This is a genomic window from Solirubrobacter deserti, from assembly GCF_027587175.1.
Taxonomy (GTDB): domain Bacteria; phylum Actinomycetota; class Thermoleophilia; order Solirubrobacterales; family Solirubrobacteraceae; genus Solirubrobacter; species Solirubrobacter deserti.
Genome location: NZ_JAPCID010000032.1, coordinates 55,814 through 75,253, shown reverse-complemented (window position 1 = coordinate 75,253; position 19,440 = coordinate 55,814). Strand labels below are relative to the sequence as shown.

Annotated in this window: 21 protein-coding genes; 9 read left to right on the top strand and 12 right to left on the bottom strand. The window is 72.6% G+C overall.

Annotated features, from left to right (window positions below):
- Positions 1–12 precede the first annotated feature (12 nt).
- The 5 genes from OJ962_RS21225 to OJ962_RS21205 form a co-directional block, all read right to left on the bottom strand.
- Positions 13–555: an RNA 2'-phosphotransferase gene (locus OJ962_RS21225; RefSeq protein WP_202955053.1), complete on the bottom strand. Its 543-nt coding sequence runs from the start codon at positions 553–555 to the stop codon at positions 13–15.
- Positions 548–2,716, bottom strand: a complete 2,169-nt coding sequence (locus OJ962_RS21220) for a heavy metal translocating P-type ATPase (RefSeq protein ID WP_202955052.1) — start codon at positions 2,714–2,716, stop codon at positions 548–550. The genes OJ962_RS21225 and OJ962_RS21220 overlap by 8 nt, the downstream gene beginning before the upstream one ends.
- Positions 2,713–3,567, bottom strand: coding sequence for a hypothetical protein (locus OJ962_RS21215; RefSeq protein ID WP_202955051.1), 855 nt, complete (start codon positions 3,565–3,567; stop codon positions 2,713–2,715). The genes OJ962_RS21220 and OJ962_RS21215 overlap by 4 nt, the downstream gene beginning before the upstream one ends.
- Entirely contained in the window at positions 3,564–3,776 is a 213-nt protein-coding gene (locus tag OJ962_RS21210; protein WP_202955050.1) for a heavy-metal-associated domain-containing protein, read from the bottom strand. Before OJ962_RS21210 ends, OJ962_RS21215 begins: the two co-directional genes overlap by 4 nt.
- Before the next feature lie 153 nt (positions 3,777–3,929).
- A complete protein-coding gene (locus OJ962_RS21205; RefSeq protein ID WP_202955049.1) occupies positions 3,930–4,595 on the bottom strand; it encodes a metal-dependent transcriptional regulator in 666 nt (221 codons plus the stop codon).
- Between the two features lie 21 nt (positions 4,596–4,616).
- Here OJ962_RS21205 and OJ962_RS21200 point away from each other — a divergent pair, with 21 nt between their 5' ends.
- Positions 4,617–5,522, top strand: a complete 906-nt coding sequence (locus tag OJ962_RS21200) for a S1 family peptidase (RefSeq protein ID WP_202955048.1) — start codon at positions 4,617–4,619, stop codon at positions 5,520–5,522.
- On the opposite strand, the gene OJ962_RS21195 is transcribed toward OJ962_RS21200, so the two are convergent.
- Positions 5,507–6,655: a sensor domain-containing diguanylate cyclase gene (locus tag OJ962_RS21195; protein ID WP_202955047.1), complete on the bottom strand. Its 1,149-nt coding sequence runs from the start codon at positions 6,653–6,655 to the stop codon at positions 5,507–5,509. The two genes, OJ962_RS21200 and OJ962_RS21195, sit on opposite strands and share 16 nt — an antisense overlap.
- Positions 6,656–6,715: 60 nt before the next feature.
- Here OJ962_RS21195 and OJ962_RS21190 point away from each other — a divergent pair, with 60 nt between their 5' ends.
- Entirely contained in the window at positions 6,716–7,012 is a 297-nt protein-coding gene (locus tag OJ962_RS21190; RefSeq protein ID WP_202955046.1) for a hypothetical protein, read from the top strand.
- Here the strand turns inward: OJ962_RS21190 and OJ962_RS21185 are convergent.
- The gene (locus OJ962_RS21185) at positions 6,969–8,603 is read right to left on the bottom strand and encodes a S8 family peptidase (protein ID WP_202955045.1); all 1,635 of its coding nucleotides are present in this window, start codon (positions 8,601–8,603) and stop codon (positions 6,969–6,971) included. The genes OJ962_RS21190 and OJ962_RS21185 overlap by 44 nt on opposite strands.
- Before the next feature lie 88 nt (positions 8,604–8,691).
- On the opposite strand from OJ962_RS21185, the gene OJ962_RS21180 reads away from it, so the two are divergent.
- From OJ962_RS21180 to OJ962_RS21160, 5 genes are read left to right on the top strand one after another with little or no spacing between them, the layout of a single operon-like run.
- Positions 8,692–10,590 (top strand): acyl-CoA dehydrogenase family protein, encoded by a 1,899-nt coding sequence (locus tag OJ962_RS21180; RefSeq protein ID WP_202955044.1) that lies wholly within the window; start codon positions 8,692–8,694, stop codon positions 10,588–10,590.
- Complete coding sequence (locus OJ962_RS21175; protein WP_202955043.1) at positions 10,587–11,162, top strand: TetR/AcrR family transcriptional regulator; 576 nt, start codon at positions 10,587–10,589, stop codon at positions 11,160–11,162. The genes OJ962_RS21180 and OJ962_RS21175 overlap by 4 nt, the downstream gene beginning before the upstream one ends.
- The gene (locus OJ962_RS21170) at positions 11,159–12,430 is read left to right on the top strand and encodes an acetyl-CoA C-acetyltransferase (protein WP_202955042.1); all 1,272 of its coding nucleotides are present in this window, start codon (positions 11,159–11,161) and stop codon (positions 12,428–12,430) included. The genes OJ962_RS21175 and OJ962_RS21170 overlap by 4 nt, the downstream gene beginning before the upstream one ends.
- A 3-nt stretch (positions 12,431–12,433) precedes the next feature.
- Entirely contained in the window at positions 12,434–13,693 is a 1,260-nt protein-coding gene (locus OJ962_RS21165; protein WP_202955041.1) for a 3-oxoacyl-ACP reductase, read from the top strand.
- The gene (locus OJ962_RS21160) at positions 13,693–14,445 is read left to right on the top strand and encodes a MaoC/PaaZ C-terminal domain-containing protein (RefSeq protein WP_202955040.1); all 753 of its coding nucleotides are present in this window, start codon (positions 13,693–13,695) and stop codon (positions 14,443–14,445) included. Before OJ962_RS21165 ends, OJ962_RS21160 begins: the two co-directional genes overlap by 1 nt.
- On the opposite strand, the gene OJ962_RS21155 is transcribed toward OJ962_RS21160, so the two are convergent.
- Positions 14,442–15,431 carry a PAS domain-containing protein gene (locus OJ962_RS21155; protein WP_202955039.1) on the bottom strand — a complete coding sequence of 330 codons (990 nt, stop codon included), beginning with the start codon at positions 15,429–15,431 and terminating at the stop codon, positions 14,442–14,444. The two genes, OJ962_RS21160 and OJ962_RS21155, sit on opposite strands and share 4 nt — an antisense overlap.
- Before the next feature lie 10 nt (positions 15,432–15,441).
- A complete protein-coding gene (locus OJ962_RS21150; protein ID WP_270006578.1) occupies positions 15,442–15,642 on the bottom strand; it encodes a hypothetical protein in 201 nt (66 codons plus the stop codon).
- Positions 15,643–15,924: 282 nt separating this feature from the next.
- On the opposite strand from OJ962_RS21150, the gene OJ962_RS21145 reads away from it, so the two are divergent.
- Positions 15,925–17,028, top strand: coding sequence for a S1C family serine protease (locus tag OJ962_RS21145; protein ID WP_202955037.1), 1,104 nt, complete (start codon positions 15,925–15,927; stop codon positions 17,026–17,028).
- 53 nt (positions 17,029–17,081) lie between these two features.
- On the opposite strand, the gene OJ962_RS21140 is transcribed toward OJ962_RS21145, so the two are convergent.
- The 3 genes from OJ962_RS21140 to OJ962_RS21130 form a co-directional block, all read right to left on the bottom strand.
- Positions 17,082–17,504, bottom strand: a complete 423-nt coding sequence (locus tag OJ962_RS21140) for a globin family protein (RefSeq protein WP_202955036.1) — start codon at positions 17,502–17,504, stop codon at positions 17,082–17,084.
- A 249-nt stretch (positions 17,505–17,753) separates the two neighbouring features.
- Positions 17,754–18,029: a hypothetical protein gene (locus tag OJ962_RS21135; protein ID WP_202955035.1), complete on the bottom strand. Its 276-nt coding sequence runs from the start codon at positions 18,027–18,029 to the stop codon at positions 17,754–17,756.
- 45 nt (positions 18,030–18,074) lie between these two features.
- The gene (locus OJ962_RS21130) at positions 18,075–18,251 is read right to left on the bottom strand and encodes a hypothetical protein (RefSeq protein WP_202955034.1); all 177 of its coding nucleotides are present in this window, start codon (positions 18,249–18,251) and stop codon (positions 18,075–18,077) included.
- A 99-nt stretch (positions 18,252–18,350) separates the two neighbouring features.
- On the opposite strand from OJ962_RS21130, the gene OJ962_RS21125 reads away from it, so the two are divergent.
- Complete coding sequence (locus tag OJ962_RS21125; RefSeq protein ID WP_202955033.1) at positions 18,351–19,433, top strand: cupredoxin domain-containing protein; 1,083 nt, start codon at positions 18,351–18,353, stop codon at positions 19,431–19,433.
- Positions 19,434–19,440 lie beyond the last annotated feature (7 nt).

Below are 19,440 nucleotides of genomic sequence, written 5' to 3'. Positions count from 1 at the left end.
ACCGCGGCCGATTCATCGCTGCACGTACTCGGGCGGGACCGAGTCCACCAGCCAGACGCCGTTGGCGCTGACGAAGAACTCGTGGCCGGCGCGCGCCATCGCGCCTGCCGCGACCGTCAGCACGACGGGCTGGCCGTGACGCATACCGACGCGGCGGGCGGTCTCCTCGTCGGGGGAGAGGTGCACGTGGTGGCGTGACCGGCGTTCCAGCCCGGTGGCCAGTATCGAGTCCACGGAGCCCGCGCCGGTGCCGTGGAAGAGCTCCTCGGGCGGAGCGGTCGGCGTCAGCTGCAGGTCGACCTCGACGCTGTGGCCCTGGTTGGCGCGGATCATCGCGCCGCTCTCGTCGAACGCGAAGCGCTGCTTGTCGCTGCGCCCGACGACCTCGCGCAGCTCCTCGGCGGTGAGCGCGAAGTTGCGCTTCGCGCAGGCCTGCAGGAGGTCGTCGACGGCGACCCAGCCGCCCGGGCCGAGCGTCAGGCCCAGGCCGGCCGGGTCGTGCCGAAGGTGCTTGGACAGGTACTTCGAGACTTTGGTGCGGCGCTTGTCATCCATGCGCCTTGAAGCGTCGCAGGCGCAGCGCGTTGATGACGACGCTCACGCTCGAGAACGCCATCGCGGCGCCCGCGATCACCGGGTTGAGCAGCCCGACCGCGGCCAGCGGGATCGCGGCGACGTTGTAGCCGAACGCCCACACGAGGTTCTGCTTGATCGTGCGCAGCGTCGCCCGTGAGAGCCGGATCGCGTCCGGAGCGGCCCGCAGGTCGCCGCTCACGAGCGTCAGGTCCGAGGCCTCGATCGCGACGTCCGTGCCCGTGCCGATCGCCAGGCCGAGGTCGGCCTGAGCCAGCGCGGGCGCGTCGTTGACGCCGTCGCCGACCATCGCCACCACGCGCCCCTCGGCCTGCAGGCGCTTGACCACGTCGGCCTTGTCGGCCGGCATGACCTCGGCGATGACTTCGTCGATCCCGACCTCGGCGGCCACGGCGCGCGCGGTCGCCTCGTTGTCGCCCGTCAGCAGGACCGGCCGCAGCCCGAGCGCGCGCAGCTCCGCGACCGCCTGCTGTGAGCTGGGCTTGACGGTGTCCGCGACGGTGAAGACGGCGACGGGCGTGCCGTCGATCGCGCCGACGACCGCGGTGCGGGGCCCGGCGGCACGGATCGCCTCAGTCAGGACGGGCGGCAGCGTGTCGAACATCGCGGGGCGGCCGGCGGCGACCTTGCGGCCCTCGACGACGCCCTCGACGCCCAGCCCTTCGCGGTTGGCGAAGGCGACGATGCCCGCGTCCGAGTTCGCGGCAGCGGCGATCGCGCGGCCGACCGGGTGCTCGGAGGCGCCCTCGAGCGCACCGATCAAGCGCAGCGCCTCTTCTCGCTCGATGCCTTCCACGGTCACGTCGACGACCGTCATCCGGCCGGTGGTCACCGTGCCGGTCTTGTCGAGCACGATCGTGTCGACGCGGCGGGTGGACTCGAGCACCTCCGGCCCCTTGATCAGCAGGCCGAGCTGCGCGCCGCGGCCCGTCCCGACCATCAGGGCGACCGGCGTGGCCAGTCCGAGCGCGCACGGGCAGGCGATGATGAGCACGGCGACGGCGGCCGTGAACGCGAACGTCGCGCTCTCGCCCGTGCCGATCCAGAACCCCAGCGTCGCGACCGCCAGCGCGATCACGACGGGGACGAAGACGCCCGCGACGCGGTCCGCGAGCCGCTGCACCGGCGCCTTGCCGGTCTGCGCCTCGGTCACCAGCCGCGCGATCTGCGACAGCGCCGTGTCAGACCCCACGCGGGAAGCGCGCACGACCAGCCGGCCGCCGACGTTGACGGTCGCACCCACGACGTCGTCACCAGGTGAGATTTCGACGGGCACGGACTCGCCGGTGAGCAGCGCCATGTCGACGGCGGAGTGCCCTTCGACCACGACGCCGTCCGTCGCGATCTTCTCGCCCGGGCGGACGAGGAAGTCGTCGCCCACCTTGAGCGCCTCCACCGGCACGACGCGCCCGTCGGCCAGCGAGACCTCCTTGGCGCCCAGCTCGAGCAGCGCCTTCAGCGCGGACCCGGCACGGCGCTTGGCGCGCGCCTCGAAGTAACGCCCGGCGAGGATGAACGTCGTCACCACCGCGGCGGTCTCGAGGTAGATGTGGTCGGCGCCCTCTCCCTGCTGCGGCACGAGGTCGAACGCCATCTTCATCCCGGCCATGCCGGCCTCGCCGAACACGAGCGCGTACAGCGACCACAGCCATGCGGCGAGCGTGCCGACGCTGATCAGCGTGTCCATCGTCGCCGTCGCGTGGCGCACGTTCAGCCACGCCGCGCGGTGGAACGGCCACGCGCCCCACAGCACCACCGGCGAAGCGGCCGTCAGCGCCAGCCACTGCCAGTTGTCGAACTGCAGCGCCGGGATCATGGAGACCAGCAGCACCGGCAGCGAGAGCACGGCGCTGAGGATCAGCCGCTGGCGCAGCGGCGCGAGCTCGTCGGTGGTCTCCTGCGCCGGCTCGTCCGCCGGCAGCGACGCGTGGTAACCCGCGGCCTCGACCGCGCCGATCAGCGCGTCGGGCGCGACCGCGGCCGGGTCGTACTCCACGGTCGCCTTCTCGGTCGCGTAGTTGACCGAGGCGTTGACGCCCTCGAGCTTGTTGAGCTTGCGCTCGATGCGGTTCGCGCACGACGCGCACGTCATGCCGGTGATGGGCAGCTCGATCTGGCTCATCGCGTGAACTCCGCCGTGTGGACGCGGCCCTCGTGCTGGAACTGGAGGTACAGGCGGTAGCGCGTGCCCGCCTCCAGATCGGCCTCGAAGCGCACGCCGTCGTCCTCGGGGTGCACGTGCAGGAACGCGAGGTCGCCCTCGCGCAGCGCGACCAGGTGCCCGCCGGCGCCCAGGTACTCCTCAGTCTGTACCGGCTGCCCGTCGCGCGTGATGTCGAAGGCGAGCTCGCCGCCGTCCGCGCGCAGCTGCACCCGATACCCCGCGACCGTATCGGCGGCCGACGGGTCCGGGAACGGGGCGTACTTCGCCGCGCCGTCGACGGTCAGGTCCGATGCGAGCGTGTAGGCCTTGCCTTCGTGCTTGAAGTCCGCGAACACGCGGTACGCGCCCGGCTCGTCGAGCTCCAGCGGCGTCCGCCACGCGCCGTCCTCACGCAGCTCGGGATGCAGGTGCTGGAAGCCGGTGCCGTCGCGGCGCACGACGATCAGGTGCATGCGGCGCTCGTGCTCGATCTCGAACTCGCGCACCGGGCGCCCGTCCTCGACGATCGAGAACACGAGCTCCGGCGCCTGCTGCTCGACGCGCAGTGACAGCCCGCCCTCGCTGACCGCCAGGCCGCGGATCGGGTCGGCGGCCTCGTGGCCCCCGGCCTCGGCGTCATCGGCGCCGTGGCCCTCGGCCATACCCCCGTCGGGTACGCCGACCGGCGCGGCGCCGTGCAGGTCCTCGCGCTCGGCCTCGGCGCGCGCGCCCTCGCGGTCCGGCCCGATGCCGGCGCCCGCGGCGACGGCCACGCCGAACACGAGCACGAGCGCCGCCGCAAAGCCGGCGAGCTTGAGCGGCGTACTCACGCCGCAACCGCGTCGTAGCCGGCCTCGTCGATCGCGGCCACGACGGCCGCGTCGTCGACGCCCGTGCCGCTCACGCGCACGAGCTTCGTCTCGAGGTCGACGTCGACCGAGCTGACGCCCGCCACGCGGCCCACTTCACCGCTCACGGCGACCACGCAGTGGTTGCAGCTCATGCCTTCGACGCGATAGATGAGATTGTCCTGGTTCATGGCCAACGTCCTTCCGTCTCGATCCTCACGATACCACCCTGGGGTATCGGCGGCTGAGACGGAAGAATAAACCCCCTAGGGGTATATGTGGTACGGCTGACCGTACCGTTTCCTAAAGAGGGACAGTCCCTCTTTAGGAAAACGTTCGCTCCGTCAGGCGCGTTCGATGTGCATGGCGTGGGCGAGCGTGCCGCCCAGCACGTGCTCGCGCTCGCCGAAGCGCACGGTCAGCGGGCCGTCGAAGGGCTGGCGCTCGACCACCTCGAGCTCGTCGCCCAGCGCCACGCCGCGCTCGTCCAGGTAGCGCAGCATCGCGGGATCGGAGTCGCTGACGCGCACGAACACGCCCCGGTCGCCCGGCTCCAGCGCCGACAGCCGGGTGGACTCGTCCTCGGCGATCTCCAGGTCCACGGACGGGATCGGGTCCCCGTGCGGGTCGTGGGTCGGGTGGCCGAGCTTGGCGGCGATCTTGGCCTCCAGGTACTCGGACAGCACGTGCTCGAGCGCCTCGGCCTCCTCGTGCACGCGGTCCCACGGCACGCCGAGGTGCTCGGCCAGGTAGGTTTCGAGCAGGCGGTGGTGGCGCATGATCTCCAGCGCGACCCGCTCGCCGTCGGGCGTGAGTGCGACGCCCTTGTAGCGGATGTGCCGCACCAGCCCGCGCTCGTCGAGCTTCTTGACCATCGCCGACACCGACGCGGGCGTCACGCCCAGCCGGTCGGCGAGCGCGTTCGTGGTCGCGACGCCGTCGCCCTGCCGGCAGAGCGAATAGATCGCCTTCGCATAGTCCTCGATGGCTTCGGACGGCCGCGACCCCATGCCCCTAGGATGGCGGATCTCATGCTCGCCAGCGTCCTGCTCGCCTCCGCGTCGATCTTCCACGGCACCCCCGCCGAACTGCCGGCGTTCGTGTCACTGAGCCAGGGCGGCCACTTCTGTGGCGGCAGCCTGATCGCCCCCGATCGGGTGCTCACGGCGGCGCACTGCGTCCAGGGCGCGCGGCCCGGGAGCTTCCGCGTGATCGTCGGCGGGCGCGCTCGCGCGTGGCGCGGGACCTACTTCTCCGAGCGCTACCGGGTCATCCCGAGCCCGGTCGCGCCCGAGGACGTCAACGCGTCGGCCGCCGTCCGCGACGTGGCCGTGATCGTGCTGCGCCGGCCGGTCACCGACGTCGCGCCGCTGCCGCTGGCCACCACGGCGCCCGCCGACGGCGAGGCGACGGTCACGATCGGGCGCGGCATGACCGGCCCCGCGAGCGACGTGTCCGACGCGCCCCGCTCCGCCAACCAGCAGGTCCTGCCCGCCGCCACCTGCAAGGGCTACTTCAAGCGGCTGCTGGCGCCCTCGCTGCACCTGTGCACGCAGGACCCGACGGCCAACAAGGCCCAGGCCTGCCCCGGCGACAGCGGCAGCCCGGTGCTGGTGACGCGCGAAGGCGTGCTCCAGCAGGCGGGCGTCGTCAGCTGGGGCGGCGAGACGCAGCGGCGCCTGTGCGGAGAGGGCCCGGCCGACGTCGCCGAGCGGGTGCTCCCGCACCTCGCGCTGCTGACCGGCCCACTGCCCGAGCGCCTCGCGCCGTACGCGATCCGCACGCCGCGCGTCACGCCCGCCGGCCGCTGCGACCGCGGCCGCTGGGGCCCGGCGGGAGCGAAGGTCCGCGCCCGCTGGACCGGCCGCGGCAGCCAGCGCACGTGCGTCATCACGGCCCGCACGGCCGGCGGCTGGTCGGACTACAGCGCGCGGTGAATCCGCACGCGGCCGCCGCCGACGGCCTTCGCGTCGTACATGGCGCGATCGGCCGCCGCGAGTGTGTCGGCACCGACGGGCGCGATCCCGATGGAGGCCGTCACGCCGCGCTCGACGCCGTCGAACTCGAAGCGGCGCGCGGCGATCAGCGCGAGCAGGTCCGCGCCCACGCTCGCAGCCTCGTCCATCGGGCAGCGCGGGAGCAGCACGGCGAACTCGTCGCCACCGAGACGGGCGAGCACGTCGTCGCGGCGTAGGCGCCCGCCGACCACGCCCGCGATCCCGCGCAGGACCTCGTCGCCGGCCTCGTGACCGTGGACGTCGTTGATGTCCTTGAAGCCGTCGAGGTCGAGCAGCAGCAGCGCGCCCGCCGGGCAGCGCGACAGCTCGGCGTCGAACGCACGCCGGTTGAGCGCGTCGGTCAGCGGGTCGCGCGAGGCGAGCCGGCGCAGCTCGGTGATGTCCTGGAACTGGCCGACCCAGCACAGCGGGCGTCCGTACTCGTCGCGTACGAACGTGAGGTTCGCGAACGTCCACACGATCTCGCCGTCCGGGCGCACGTAGCGCTTCTCGCACTGCCAGCTGTGCATCTCCCCGCGCAGGATCCGCCACGCGGCGTCGACGTCCGCGGCACGGTCGTCCTCGTGCGTGAACTCCTGGTCGCGCACGCCGAGCACCTCCTCGGCCGGGCGACCCAGCAGCGCGCACATCGCCGGGTTCAGCCGCACGACCTGCCCGTCCGCGTTGAACAGCGCCATGCCGATCGGCATGTGGTCAAAGGCGGCTTCCAGCGACGTCGTGATCTGCGTGTCGAGCTCGCGCAAGACGCACAAGACGCCGCCGCCTTCGAGCACGCGCACGCTCGCGTCCAGGCCGAACGGCACGCCGTCCGCGCGCACGCCCTCCAGCGGCACCGCCGCGACGTGCGCGCCCGCCGCGAGCCCCTCGACCGCCGCCCACAGCCGCGCCGGGTCGGTGACGAGATCCGCCAGCGAGCGGCCGACCGGCGTGCAGCGGAACAGCTCGTCGGCCGGCGGGCTGGACACGAGCACGAGCCCACCCGGCGCGAGTACGACGGCGGCCTCGGGCAGCAGCGCGAGCGACGGCAGCGGCGATGGGGGCACGGCGAGCATGGAGCCTTCCGGGTGATCGGCTTGGCTGCGGCGTACTTGAGCTGGGTAGCCTCGGCCTCGATGCTCAGCCTCGTCCGCCGCCTGCCGCTGTTCAAGGTCATCGCGATCCTGCAGCTCGCGCTGCTCGCCCGCCGTCATCTTGGCGCGCTCACTCCTCCCGAGCGCCGCCGCGCTGCTCAGCTGGTGCGGCGCGCGCACAAGCTCACGCCCGCCGAACGGCACGAGCTGATCGGGCTGGCGGGCAAGCTCGAGCCCCGGGCGTTCGCCGGCGCGGCCGCGGACAGGCTGTCCCCGGTCCCGCTGCCGCGCCGGATCACCGGACGCGGAGCGAAGCGGACGCCTGCGCGGTTGCGCTGAGCGACACCGCCAGCTTGTAGCTGCCGCGCTTGAGGGTCTTGCCGGTCGGCAGCCGGCGCGTGAGCGTGAAGTGGTTGCCGCCGCCCTGGCCCTTGCGCGTCCAGGTGGCGACGCGCTTGCCCTTGGCCGTGACGGTGAAGCGCACCGTGGCGGGCAGGTTGAGCTGGAACGACACGCGCAGCCTGCCGCTGGCGCGCTTGAGCGTGCCGGCGACCGCGAGTCCGCTCAGCCGCGGCGCCATCGTGACGGGCGGCGCGTCGGCGCCCGGGCTCGCGGGCGGAGCGGGCGCGGCCGGCGCCGGGTCCGCCGGAGCGACGGGTGTCTCGGGCGCCGGGGAGACGGGGGCCTCGGGCGTCGGAACGGCTTCGGACGGAGCGGGCTCGGCCGGCGGCGCCACGGGCGCGACCGTCGCCGGCGCGGTGGGCAGCGTGCCGGTGATCGCGGCGACCGCGGCCGGCGCGTTGAGGCGGCCCGCGGTCAGCGACTTGCCGGTGAAGGAGGGAGCGGCGTCGACCGAGCCCAGGAGCGCCCACTTGAGCTGGGCGGCCGTCGCCGACGGGTTGGCGGCGAGCGCCAGCGCGGCTGCGCCGGCGACGTGGGGCGAAGCCATCGAGGTGCCGTTCATCGACTCGTAGCGGTTGCCCGGCACGGTCGAGCGCACGCCCACGCCGGGGGCGGCGATGTCGACGGTCTGCGCGCCGTAGTTGGAGAAGGAGGCGATCCGGTCGCGGCTGTCGTTGGCCGCCACGCAGACGATGTTCGCCTGCGGCAGCGCGCACGGGTAGCTCGCGGTGGTGCGATTGTCGTTGTCCTGGCCCGCGTTGCCGGCCGCGACGACGTAGAGGGTGTTCGGGTGCGACCCGATCACGGTCTCCAGCACGCGCGCGTAGCCGCCGCCGAGCGACGCGTTGACGATCTTCAGGCCCTGGTCGCCCGCGTAGTCGAACGCGGCGGCGATGTCGCTCATGTAGCCGTTGCCGTCGTTGCCGAGCGCGCGCAGCGGGACGATCTTGGCCGCCGGAGCGACGCCGATCACGCCGAGGCCGTTGCGGCCGCGCGCGGCGATCGTGCCGGCGACGTGCGTGCCGTGGCCGTGCCCGTCCTGCGCGACGGCGTCGCGCGAGACGAAGTCGTAGCCGCCGACGACCTGGCCGGCGAGGTCCTCGTGGGTGCCGTCGACACCGGTGTCGACGACGCCGACGCGCACGTCGGCGCCCTCGGTGCGCGCCCACACGTCGACGGCGAAGATGTTGCGCAGGCCCCACAGGGCGCTGAAGAGCAGGTCGTCCGGGGCGACGAGCGCCGAGATCGAGACGACGCTGTCGGGCTCGGCGAAGACCACGTCCTCGTCGGCGCGCAGTTCGGCGAGCGCCCCGGCGACGTCGCCGTCGCGCGGCTCGACCAGTTCCGTGTGCTCGATGCCGAGCGGCTTGACGAGCGCGACGTCGGCGTCCTGGCGGACCTCCGCGGCGGTCGTGCCGGGCTCGCGGGTCACGATGATGTCGCCCTCAGCGGCGTGGGCGGTGGCGGGTGCGGCCAAAAGCAGCGCAAGGAGGGCGAGCGGGAAGCGCATCAAGAGGTCTTTCGGCATCCGCCGGACGCGACTTGAGCGATCCCGAGGATGTGCGGGTGCGCACACATACCGGCCTATAAATTTATAGGCGGGTAACCCTAGAGGCATGAGCACCGCCGAAACCCTGCGCGCCCTGCTCGACGGCCCCCACACGGCGACCCGCGAGCGGGTGCGGTGGTGGCTGTCGCAGCCGGGCAACGAACCCGCCGACGACCTGCCGATCGAGGAACACCGCGCTCGCGTGCTCGAGTGGACCAAGGAGCTCGCGTCCGAGGGCGACACCGCGATCGGCTATCCCGTCGAGTACGGCGGCAAGAACGATCCGGGTGCGGGTGTGACCGCGTTCGAGACGCTCGCGATGGGCGACCTGTCCCTGCTGGTCAAGTGCGGCGTCCAGTTCGGCCTGTTCGGCGGCGCGATCCTGCACCTCGGCACCGAGAAGCACCACGCGCGCTACCTACGCGACGTCGGCGCGATGGACCTGCCCGGGTGCTACGCGATGACGGAGACCGGCCACGGCTCCAACGTGCAGGCGCTGCGCACGACCGCGACCTACGATCCGCAGACGCAGGAGTTCGTCGTCAACACGCCCGACGACGACGCGCGCAAGGACTACATCGGCAACGCCGCCCGCGACGGCCGGCTGGCGGTCGTCTTCGCACAGCTGATCACCGGCGGCGAGGAGCGCGGCGTGCACGCGCTGCTCGTCCCCATCCGTGACGAGGACGGCGAGCCGTGCGACGGCGTGCGGATCGAGGACTGCGGCGCCAAGCTCGGCCTCAACGGCGTCGACAACGGCCGCCTGTGGTTCGACAACGTCCGCGTCCCGCGCGAGAACCTGCTCGACAAGCTCGCGCAGGTGCACGCGGACGGCACCTACTTCAGCCCGATCGAGAACCCGACCCGGCGCTTCTTCACGATGCTCGGGACCCTGATTCAGGGCCGCATCAGCGTCGGCGGCGCGTCCATCAGCGCGTCCAAGGTCGCGCTGACGATCGCGGTCCGGCGCGCGCTGGAGCGGCGCCAGTTCGGCCCGCCCGGCGGCGACGAGGAAGCGCTGCTGATGGACTACCGCACGCACCAGCGGCGCCTGCTGGTGCCGCTGGCCAAGACGTACGCGCTGTCGTTCACGCAGCTGCGCCTGGTCGAGGACCTGCACGCGGTGTTCACCAACGAGGACGCGCCCGAGCGCGAGCGCCGTGAGCTGGAGACGCTGGCCGCGGGCGTGAAGGCGATCGCGACCTGGCACGCGACGGACACGATCCAGGGCTGCCGCGAGGCGTGCGGCGGCGCGGGCTATCTGCGCTCCAGCCGCTTCGCGTCGCTGAAGGCCGACACGGACGTGTTCACGACCTTCGAGGGCGACAACACGATCCTGCTGCAGCTCGCGGCCAAGAACCTGCTCACGGACTACAAGGACGCGTTCGGGGAGCTCGACAAGCTCGGCATGGCGCAGTTCGTGGCCGGCCAGGCGCTGAGCGTGCTGAGCGAGCGCGTGCCGCTGCGCAAGCTTGCCGACTCGCTGCTCCCCGGCCGCGACGACGACGCCGACCTGCTCGCCCACAAGACGCAGCTGGACCTGTTCCGCTGGCGCCACGAGCACCTGCTCGCCGGCGCGGCGCGGCGGCTGAAGGGCGGCATCGACGCCAAGCGCGACCCGTTCGACGTCCTCGTGGACACGCAGGACCACGTGCTCGACGTCGCCCGCTCGTGGGTGGATCTCGTGATCCTCGAGTCGTTCGTCGAGGCGGCGAAGGGCAACGCGCTGCTGAGCAAGCTGTGCACGCTCTACGCGTTGTCGGTGATCGAGGCCGAGCGCGGCTACTTCCAGGAGCACGGCCGGCTGTCGGCGACGCGTTCGAAGGGCGTCGTGAAGGCCGTCAACACGCTGTGCGGCGAGCTGCGCCCGCACGTGCGCGACCTCGTCGACGCGTTCGGCGTGCCGGAGACCGCGCTCGGCGACGCGCGCTTGGTGGCCGACGAGCAGGAGCAAGTTCCGGCATGAGAACGCGTCTGCCCCGCGCCGAGCGGGAGCAGCAGACGCTCGACCAGGCGCGTGCGCTGTTCGCGGCGCACGGGTACGCGGCCGTGACGATGGACCAGGTCGCGGCCGCGGTCGGCGTCACCAAGCCGCTGCTCTACAACTACTTCGGCAACAAGGAACAGCTGTTCCTGGCCTGCATGAAGCCCGCCGCGGACGCCCTGACCGAGCACGTCGTGTCCGCGGTCTCGAACGCCTCCGACGCCGCCGAGGCGCTGCGCGACGGCATCCACGCCTTCTTCGGCTTCCTGGACGCGGACCGCGACGCCTGGCTGATGCTGCACGACGACTCGCTGCCGTCGGGCGGCGAGATCGCCGCGCGCGTGACCGAGTACCGCGACGGGATGGAGGCGATGGTCACGGCCGCGCTGGCGTCGCGCACGGAGAGCCGCGCGGTGGAGCCGTTGTCGGTGGCGATCTTCGGCGCCGCCGAAGCCTTGGGCCGCTGGTGGCTGCGCACGGGCGCGATGAGCGCCGAGCGCACCGCCGAGCTGCTGATTCGCACGATCGAACCCGGACTGAAGAGGACACGATGAACACACGCCGCGTCGCCATCGTCGGCGGCAACCGGATCCCGTTCGCGCGCGCGAACGGTCCCTACGCGCACGCGTCCGACCAGGACATGCTCACCGCGACGCTGGACGGGCTCGTCGAGCGCTTCGGGCTCGAGGGCGAGCGGGTCGACGAGGTGGTCGCGGGCGCCGTGCTCAAGCACGCGCGCGATCGCGACCTCACGCGCGAGGCCGTGCTCGGCTCCAAGCTGGCGCCCGAGACCGCCGCCTACGACATCCAGCAGGCGTGCGGCACGGGGCTGGAGACCGTGATCGCGGTCGCGAACAAGATCGCGTTGGGCCAGATCGACGTGGGGATCGCCGGCGGCGTGGACACCGCGTCCGACGCGCCGATCGCCGTCAACGAGGACCTGCGGCAGGTGCTGCTCGACCTCAACCGCGCGAAGTCGCTGCCTTCGCGCGCGCGGACCTTGACGCGGCTGCGGCCGGGCCAGGTGGTTCCGGAGATCCCGCGGAACTCCGAGCCGCGCACCGGGCTCTCCATGGGCGAGCACACGGCCGTGATGGCGCGCGACTGGGGCGTCACCCGTGAGGAGCAGGACGAGCTCGCGGCGGCCTCGCACCAGAAGCTCGCGGCCGCGTACGACCGTGGCTTCTTCGGCGATCTGCTCACGCCGTACCTGGGGCTCGAGCGCGATCAGAACCTGCGGCCCGATTCGTCGGTGGAGAAGCTGGCGAAGCTCAAGCCGGTGTTCGGCGGTGAGGACGGGACCATGACCGCGGGCAACTCGACGCCGCTCTCGGACGGCGCCTCTGCGGTGCTGCTGGCGAGCGAGGCGTGGGCCGCGGCCCGTGGGTTGCCGGTGCTGGCGTACTTCGTGGACGCGCAGACGGCGGCCGTCGACCACGTGCACAAGGGCGAAGGGCTGCTGATGGCGCCGGCCTACGCGATGCCGCGGATGCTCGGCCGCAACGACCTGGCGTTCGACGACTTCGACCTCTTCGAGATCCACGAGGCGTTCGCGGCGCAGGTCGCGGCGACGCGGCGGGCGTGGCGCGACCCGGTGTTCGCGCGCGAGCGGCTCGGGCTGGATGCGCCGCTGGGCGAGATCCCGGACGATCGGTTGAACGTCAACGGTGGGTCTCTGGCCGCGGGCCATCCGTTCGCCGCGACGGGCGGGCGGATCGTGGCCGCGCTGGCCAAGGCGCTCAACGAGAAGGGCTCCGGCCGCGGCGTGATCTCGATCTGCGCGGCGGGCGGCCAGGGTGTCGTCGCGATCCTGGAGAAGTAGGCGATGGCCGATCTCTACACGCAGCTGATGCGGATGCCGGTCACCTCGACGGTCGGCAAGCGGATCGGGCTCCCGCAGCCCGTGGAGCTCGACCGCGGGTCGTCCGCGGTGGGCGGCCGGGTGCTGCTCGGCGGCGCCGGGCGGCTCGCCGAGGCCGCCGCGCGCGTGCTGGCCGAGTTGCGCGCGGACAGCGCCACCGCGCTGGACGACCCGGTGCGCGAGCTGGCGGCACGGGCCGGGCTCGACGCGGCCGTGTTCAATCCCGCCGCGCCCGCGGACCACCGGTTCAAGGCGCTCGTGTTCGACGCGACGGGGATCTCGACGTCCGCGGAGCTCGTCGAGCTGCAGCGGTTCTTTCATCCGACCGTCGGGCGGCTGCAGCGGTCCGGCCGTGTGGTCGTGCTCGGCGGCGAGCGACGGGCGCTGGAGGGCTTCACGCGCTCGCTGGGCAAGGAGCTCGGGCCGCGCGGCGTGACCGTGAACCTGGTGCACGTCGAGGAGGGCGCCGAAGAGCGCATCGGGGCGACGCTGAAGTTCCTGCTCACGCCCCGGTCCGCGTACGTCTCCGGCCAGGTCATCCGTGTCGGGACCAACAAGCACAAGCCGGTCGCGGGCCGGACCGCCCTGGTGACGGGCGGCTCGCGGGGAATCGGCGCGGCGATCGCGGACGTCCTCGAGCGCGAGGGCGCGCACGTGGTGCGCCTGGACCTGGCCGACGCGGAGCTCGAGCTGGACATCACGACTCCGGACGCGCCGGAGCGGCTGGCTGAGCGCTTCGCGGACGGGCTCGACATCCTCGTCCACAACGCGGGCGTGACCAAGGACCGCACGCTGGCGAAGATGCCCGAGGATCGCTGGCAGTCGCTGATGGAGGTCAACCTGCTCGCGCCCGAGCGGATCACCGAGGCGCTGGTGCCCGTGCTGCGCGACGAGGGCCGGATCGTCTGCGTGTCCTCGCTCAGCGCGATCGCCGGCAACGCGGGGCAGACGAACTACGCGACGTCGAAGGCGGGACTGCTCGACCTCGTGACGGACATCGAGCTCGACCGCGGCATCACGATCAACGCCGTCGCGCCCGGGTTCATCGAGACCAAGATGACCGCCGCGATGCCGGTCGGCGTGCGCGAGGTGGGGCGCCGCCTGAACTCGCTGCGCCAGGGCGGGCTGCCGGTCGACGTGGCCGAGACCGTCGCGTGGCTCGCGGGCTCGGGCGTGGACCGCAACGTCGTCCGCGTGTGCGGCCAGTCGCTGCTGGGGGCCTGATGCTGACGACCCTGCGTGCCGCCCTTCCGGGCCGCGGCTCCGGTCTACCGAGCGACGTGCTCACGCGCGAGCTCACGGTGGACGCCGACCACCTCGCCGACTACGCGCACCTGTGCGGCTTCACGCTGCGCGACGAGCTCCCGCCGACCTACCCGCACGTGCTCGCGTTCCCGCTGCACATGACGCTGCTCGCGCGCGCCCCCTTCAGCGCCGTCGGCGTCGTCCACATCGCGAACCGGATCGTGCAGCAGCGCCCGTTGCTGCTGGGCGAGCCGCTGTCCTTGACCGCGCGAGTGGAGGGCTTCGAGCCGCACCGCCGCGGCCGCACCTTCGATTTCGTCACCGAGGCCCGCGTGCGCGACGAGCTCGTCTGGCAGGGCTTCTCCACGAACCTCAAGCGCGGCGGCGGCGACGAGTCCGCCCCCAAGCCGCCGGCCTTCGAGGAGCCGCCCGTGACCGCCCAGTGGCGCGTCGCGGACGACCTCGGCCGCCGCTACGCGTCCGTGTCCGGCGACCACAACCCGATCCACCTGCACGCGCTCAGCGCCAAGGCCCTGGGGTTCCCGCGCGCGATCGCCCACGGCATGTGGACGAAGGCGCGCTGCCTCGCCTCGCTGCGGCTCCCGGACGCGTTCGCGGTCGAGGTGCGCTTCAAGCAGCCGATCCTGCTGCCCTCGAAGGTCTCCTTCGGTGAGGCCGAGGACCGGTTCGCCGTCCACGGCCACCTGGAGGGTGAGCTGACGCCGATCTAGACGGGCGTGAGCTCCGTCAGGGGCGTCGAGAAGCCGACCAGGCCGATCGGCGCCCCCAGCCCGTTCTCGATCGTCGTGTTGCGCACGCGCGCGTCGAAGTGGGTGGCGTTGCGGCGGCGGACCGAGAAGCGGCCCTCCCAGGCGCCGTGGCCGCGGACCGTCGACATGATCGTCTGGGCGGCGGACTCGTCGGTCGGGTGGACCGTGAGCTCGGTGATGGGGCGGCCGAGGACCTCGGCGGCCGACCAGCCGTAGAGCCGATCCGCCGCGTCGTTCCAGTAGGACACCGTGCCGTGCAGATCGGTGGCGATGACCGCGGAGCGGGTGGTCGGCCGGCCGGCGCCGTCGGTGCCCTCGCCGACGCCGGGCAGGTGCTCGTGCCAGCCGAGGCGGTAGGCCAGGCCACGGACCTGGGGGCAGGCGTTGACGACCTCGACGGTCGCGCCCGCCAGTTGCGCGCGGACCGCGACGCGGGTGAGGGCCTCGAGGCCGTGCGCGTCGGCGAACAGCAGGCCGGCGAGGTCCAAGACGAAGGTGCAACCGGCGCGGGCGTGGGCGAGGGCGGACCGGAGCTCAGCGCGGATGGCTGTGACGCCGGCCAGGTCGAGCTCCCTGTAGAGCGTGATGTGCACGCGGCGTCCGTCGTCGAGGCGGCGCACACCGGCTTCGGGCTGGCCGCGGCCGAGCAGGGCGCGGGCCTCGTCGTGCGTGCCGACGGAGGGCGGTGTGGCGCCGTGCGTGAGGGCGAACGCGACGGCGCAGGCATCCGGCATGACGAGCGCACAGCGCCGCCCGTCCTGCCCGATCAGCCGCTGGGCGTCGACGAGCTCGCGGATCGCCGCCGGCGGAAGCGCCTCTCGGTCGCCGAGCAGGATGACGAGGCCGCGGGAGGAGCGCAGCGACAGGGCGCGCAGGCCGAACGCCAACGCGTCGGCGAGCCCGGTGTCCGAGCGGAGGCGGAGGTCGAGGACATCTTCACGGCGCAACACACGCTCATTACCCCGCTTCATGAGCGTCTGGGCGCCGAACTGCGAAGCCGGGCGGACACGACTCCAGCCCGCGGAGGTCGAGCGTGACCGCGTCGCCGCGCGCGCGGGCGCTGCGCACCTCGTGCTCGATGGCCTCCAGCGCGGACGGGTCGGCGACGCCCGAGACGGTGATCTCAGTGCGCGCCAGCGCGGGCCAAGAGCGGACCATCAGCTCCCACGTACGATCGGCGAGCGCGCCGGGGTGCGGGGGCTCGTCGTCGAGCGCCCCCGGACCCGCACGCGTTCGCTGGGCGCCCCAAAAGCGAGCGAACCGGCGCATGTCAACACTACGGGACTGCTCATCATCGGGATGCCGTCGCCTCCACCTGACATGCCCGCGGTGCGTTCAGCGACCGGGAGGCTCGTGGTTTGCGAGCTTCTTATTAACGCGCGAAGGACGGCTTAGCGACCGCGAAGGAAGCGCTCAGGGGCCGGGACGACCATGCTGAGCATGAAGCTTGTGAAGCCCCTCCTCCCCCTCGCCGCCGCGGCGGTGATCGGCGGTGGCGCGGGCGCCGTCGCTACCACCGCACTGCACGACGACTCCCCCTCCGTCCAGACCGTCACGAACACGCGGCCGGTGGCCGCCACCGCCACCGCAACGGGGACCGCCCTGTCCCCGCACGACGTCTACCAGGCCTCCAAGGACTCGGTCGCCTACATCACGACCGGCTCGGGCACGGGCTCGGGCTTCGTGATCTCCAGCGACGGCTACATCGTCACCAACGCGCACGTGATCGAGGGCGCGAACGGCCAGATCAAGGCCAAGGTCGGCGACGGCAAGACGCTCAACGCCGAGCTCGTCGGCGAGGACGCCTCGACCGACCTGGCGCTGCTGAAGGTCAGCGCCAGCAACCTGAAGGCGCTCGAACTCGCTGATTCGAGCTCGGTCGAGGTCGGCGACGACGCGTACGCCATCGGCAACCCCTTCGGCCTGGACCGCACGCTCACGGTCGGCGTGGTGAGCGCGCTGCAGCGCGAGATCTCCTCGCCCAACGGCTTCTCGATCGACGACGTCATCCAGACCGACGCGGCGATCAATCCCGGCAACTCGGGCGGCCCGCTGTTCAACGCCCAGGGCCAGGTGATCGGCGTCAACTCGCAGATCGAGTCCACGGGCTCGACGGCGAGCGGGCAGGCCGGCAACGTCGGCATCGGCTTCGCGATCCCGTCCAACACGGTCAAGTCGGTGGTCGACCAGCTGCGCGCGAGCGGCAAGGTCAGCCACGCCTACCTCGGCGTGCAGACCGGTGACGCCAACGGCGCCGGCGCACAGGTCGGCACGGTCACGGCGGGCGGCCCCGCCGCGGAGGCCGGACTGCAGCAGGGCGACGTGATCACCGAGCTCGGCGGCAAGAGCGTCGACGACTCGAGCGCGCTGTCCTCGCTCGTCGACGACCACAAGGCCGGCGACTCGGTCGAGCTGAAGATCACGCGCAACGGCGAGCAGCAGACGCTCACGGTCAAGCTCGGCGAGCGCCCGACGACGACCCAGACGCAGACCCAGGAGCAGCCCCAGCAGCCTGAGGTGCCCGGCTTCGGCGGCGGCTGGTAGCCCGCCGTCGTGGGAGGAGCTGGAGGGCCGGCCGTCGTGCCGGCCCTTCGGCGTTAAGCCGCCGCGGCGATCCGGACCTCGGCGGCGCCCTCGATCATCGTCTGCGCGATCAGCTCGAAGGCCTCGCTCCACGCGCGCGTGTACTCAGGCATCCACGCGTCGCCGGCCACTTCGGCCATCGCGCCGATCAGGACGCTGCCCACGATCGGGTAGTGCGCGGAGCGTGCGCCATAGGCAACGTGGCGGGCGCCGAGCTCGCGCAGCGTCGGGACGATCGCCTCCAGGTTGCGCAGGCTGCGGCGCAGCAGCACGAGCGCGGACAGCAGCATCTGGCGCTGGCGGGCCATGTCGGTGTCGGCGAACAGCGGGACGACCGCGGGCGCGGTCGCGAACAGGTCGGCGTAGAAGCGCTCCACGAGCTCGTCGCCGCGCGGGGCGACAAGGTCGAAGCTGATCTCGAGGGCATGCAGGTCCATGCCGTCGAGCTTCCGGGAGCGCGCGCCTCGGCGATAGGGAGGTGCCCGCCCAGCCGTGTGGCGGACAACCGCCACGGGCGGAGCGCCGCGCCCGTGTCGGCGGGCGCGGCCCCGCCATTGAGAGGAGGAAGCGGCCCGTGCATGATCAACCATCTCGCGCGCCGATGGAAGTGCTCGCCGGCACCGTCGCGCCGCCCCGCAATTCCCCGGTTTGTGCGTGGTTCGTGCGCTGACCGGCGAGTCGCCGAGTCAGTCGCTCGCGGTCTCGCCCGGCACGCCGCTGCTCGCCCCGGCGTCCTCGTCCTGCCCGATCGTGCGGCGCTTGCCCGGCTTTAGGTCGTCCGGCGTGCCGCTGTCGGGGCCGCTGCTCGACGCGTCGCCCTGCGCGTCGTGCTCGATGTCCGGATCGGGGTTGCGCAGGGCGTCCGCGGGATCGTCTCCCGCCTTGCCGCCGCTGTGGCTGCCGCCGACGTCGGTCGAACGACCCGACGTGCCCGTTCCGATGTTGTCGTCGTCGCGTCCCATGCCGTCGGTCTGCTCATCGCGGACCGGCGGTGAAACACCGGCGCGCTAGCGGGCGAAGCGGTCCAGCACCGTCGTGACGACGGGCTCGTTGCAGTCGGCGCAGGTGCGGTCGAGCAGCGCGGCCGGGCGCGAGAGCGACATGCCGGAGACGCCGCAGGCCGGGCAGTGGAAGACCGTCTCGACGAAGCCGGCCGCGAGCAGGGACTGGGTGGCGTCGGCCATCCGTTCAACCTAGCGCGGTCGCGGTGCGTATACCCCGGCAATCCGGCCAGCTAGGATCCCGGACGAAGCTTGTAAAGGTACCTTGACGAGAGGTTCGGCATGGCCGTTGTACGACTCGGGGCAGTGATCATCGCGGTGTTCGCAGGTGCGGTCGCGATCGCGCAGGCGCAGACGCCGCAGGCGTCGATCGACATCGCGGTCACCGACAACCTCTTCACGCCCGGGAGCTCCACGCTGGCGCTCAACGGCAAGCTGAAGTTCTCCTACGAGCAGGGCAACGAAGCTCACAACGTGCGCTTCGAGCGTGACGGCGTCGTCTGCACACAGACCGCGGGTGACGGCGCCGGACCCACGGGCCGCGTCCTGCCGGCCACGTCCGAGGACGTCGGCTGGGCCGGGGAGTGCACGTTCTCCCAGCCCGGCGTGTACCAGTTCGTGTGCGACGACCACGTCACGATGACGGGCAAGGTCACGGTCGCGAACGCCGACGGCTCTCTGCCGTCCACGAGCACGCCCACTCCGACCCCGACGGCCACGGTCCCGGCCGGCGGCGCGAACCCGCCCGCGGGCGGCGGCCCCACCGACACGACCGGCCCGGCGCCCGGCGCCGCCACCGCGCCCACGCTCACGGTCGCCGCCTCCCAGCGCGGCCAGGCCGTCGCAGGCTCGATCAAGGGCGGCTCGGCGGGCGCCGCGGTGACCGTGGAGACGCTCGCGGCGCTGAAGGCGAGGGCCAAGCCGACGCGCGTCGGCCGCGCGACCTACTCCGTCGCCGCCGGCGCGACGAAGAAGTTCAGCCTCGCCCTCAACGCGAAGGGCAAGGCCGCGCTCAACCGGCTCGGCCGCCTGAAGGTCACGGTCCGCTTCACCGTGGAGGGCACCACGACGACCCGCACCGTCACGCTGCGCCCGGCGGCCAGGAGCAAGGCGTCGATCGCGCGCAAGCGCGTCACGGTCAACGTCGGCGACAACGTCTTCACCCCGAAGACGGCCACCGTCGCCCGCGGCGGCACGGTGACCTGGCGCTGGGTCGGCAAGCACGGCCACGACGTCGTCGGCTCAGGCTTCAAGTCCAAGGTCATGACCAAGGGCACCTTCAAGCGCACGTTCACCAAGAACGGCACCGTCAGCTACGCGTGCACGCTGCACCGGGGCATGACGGGCACCATCCGCGTCCGGTAGCGCCCCG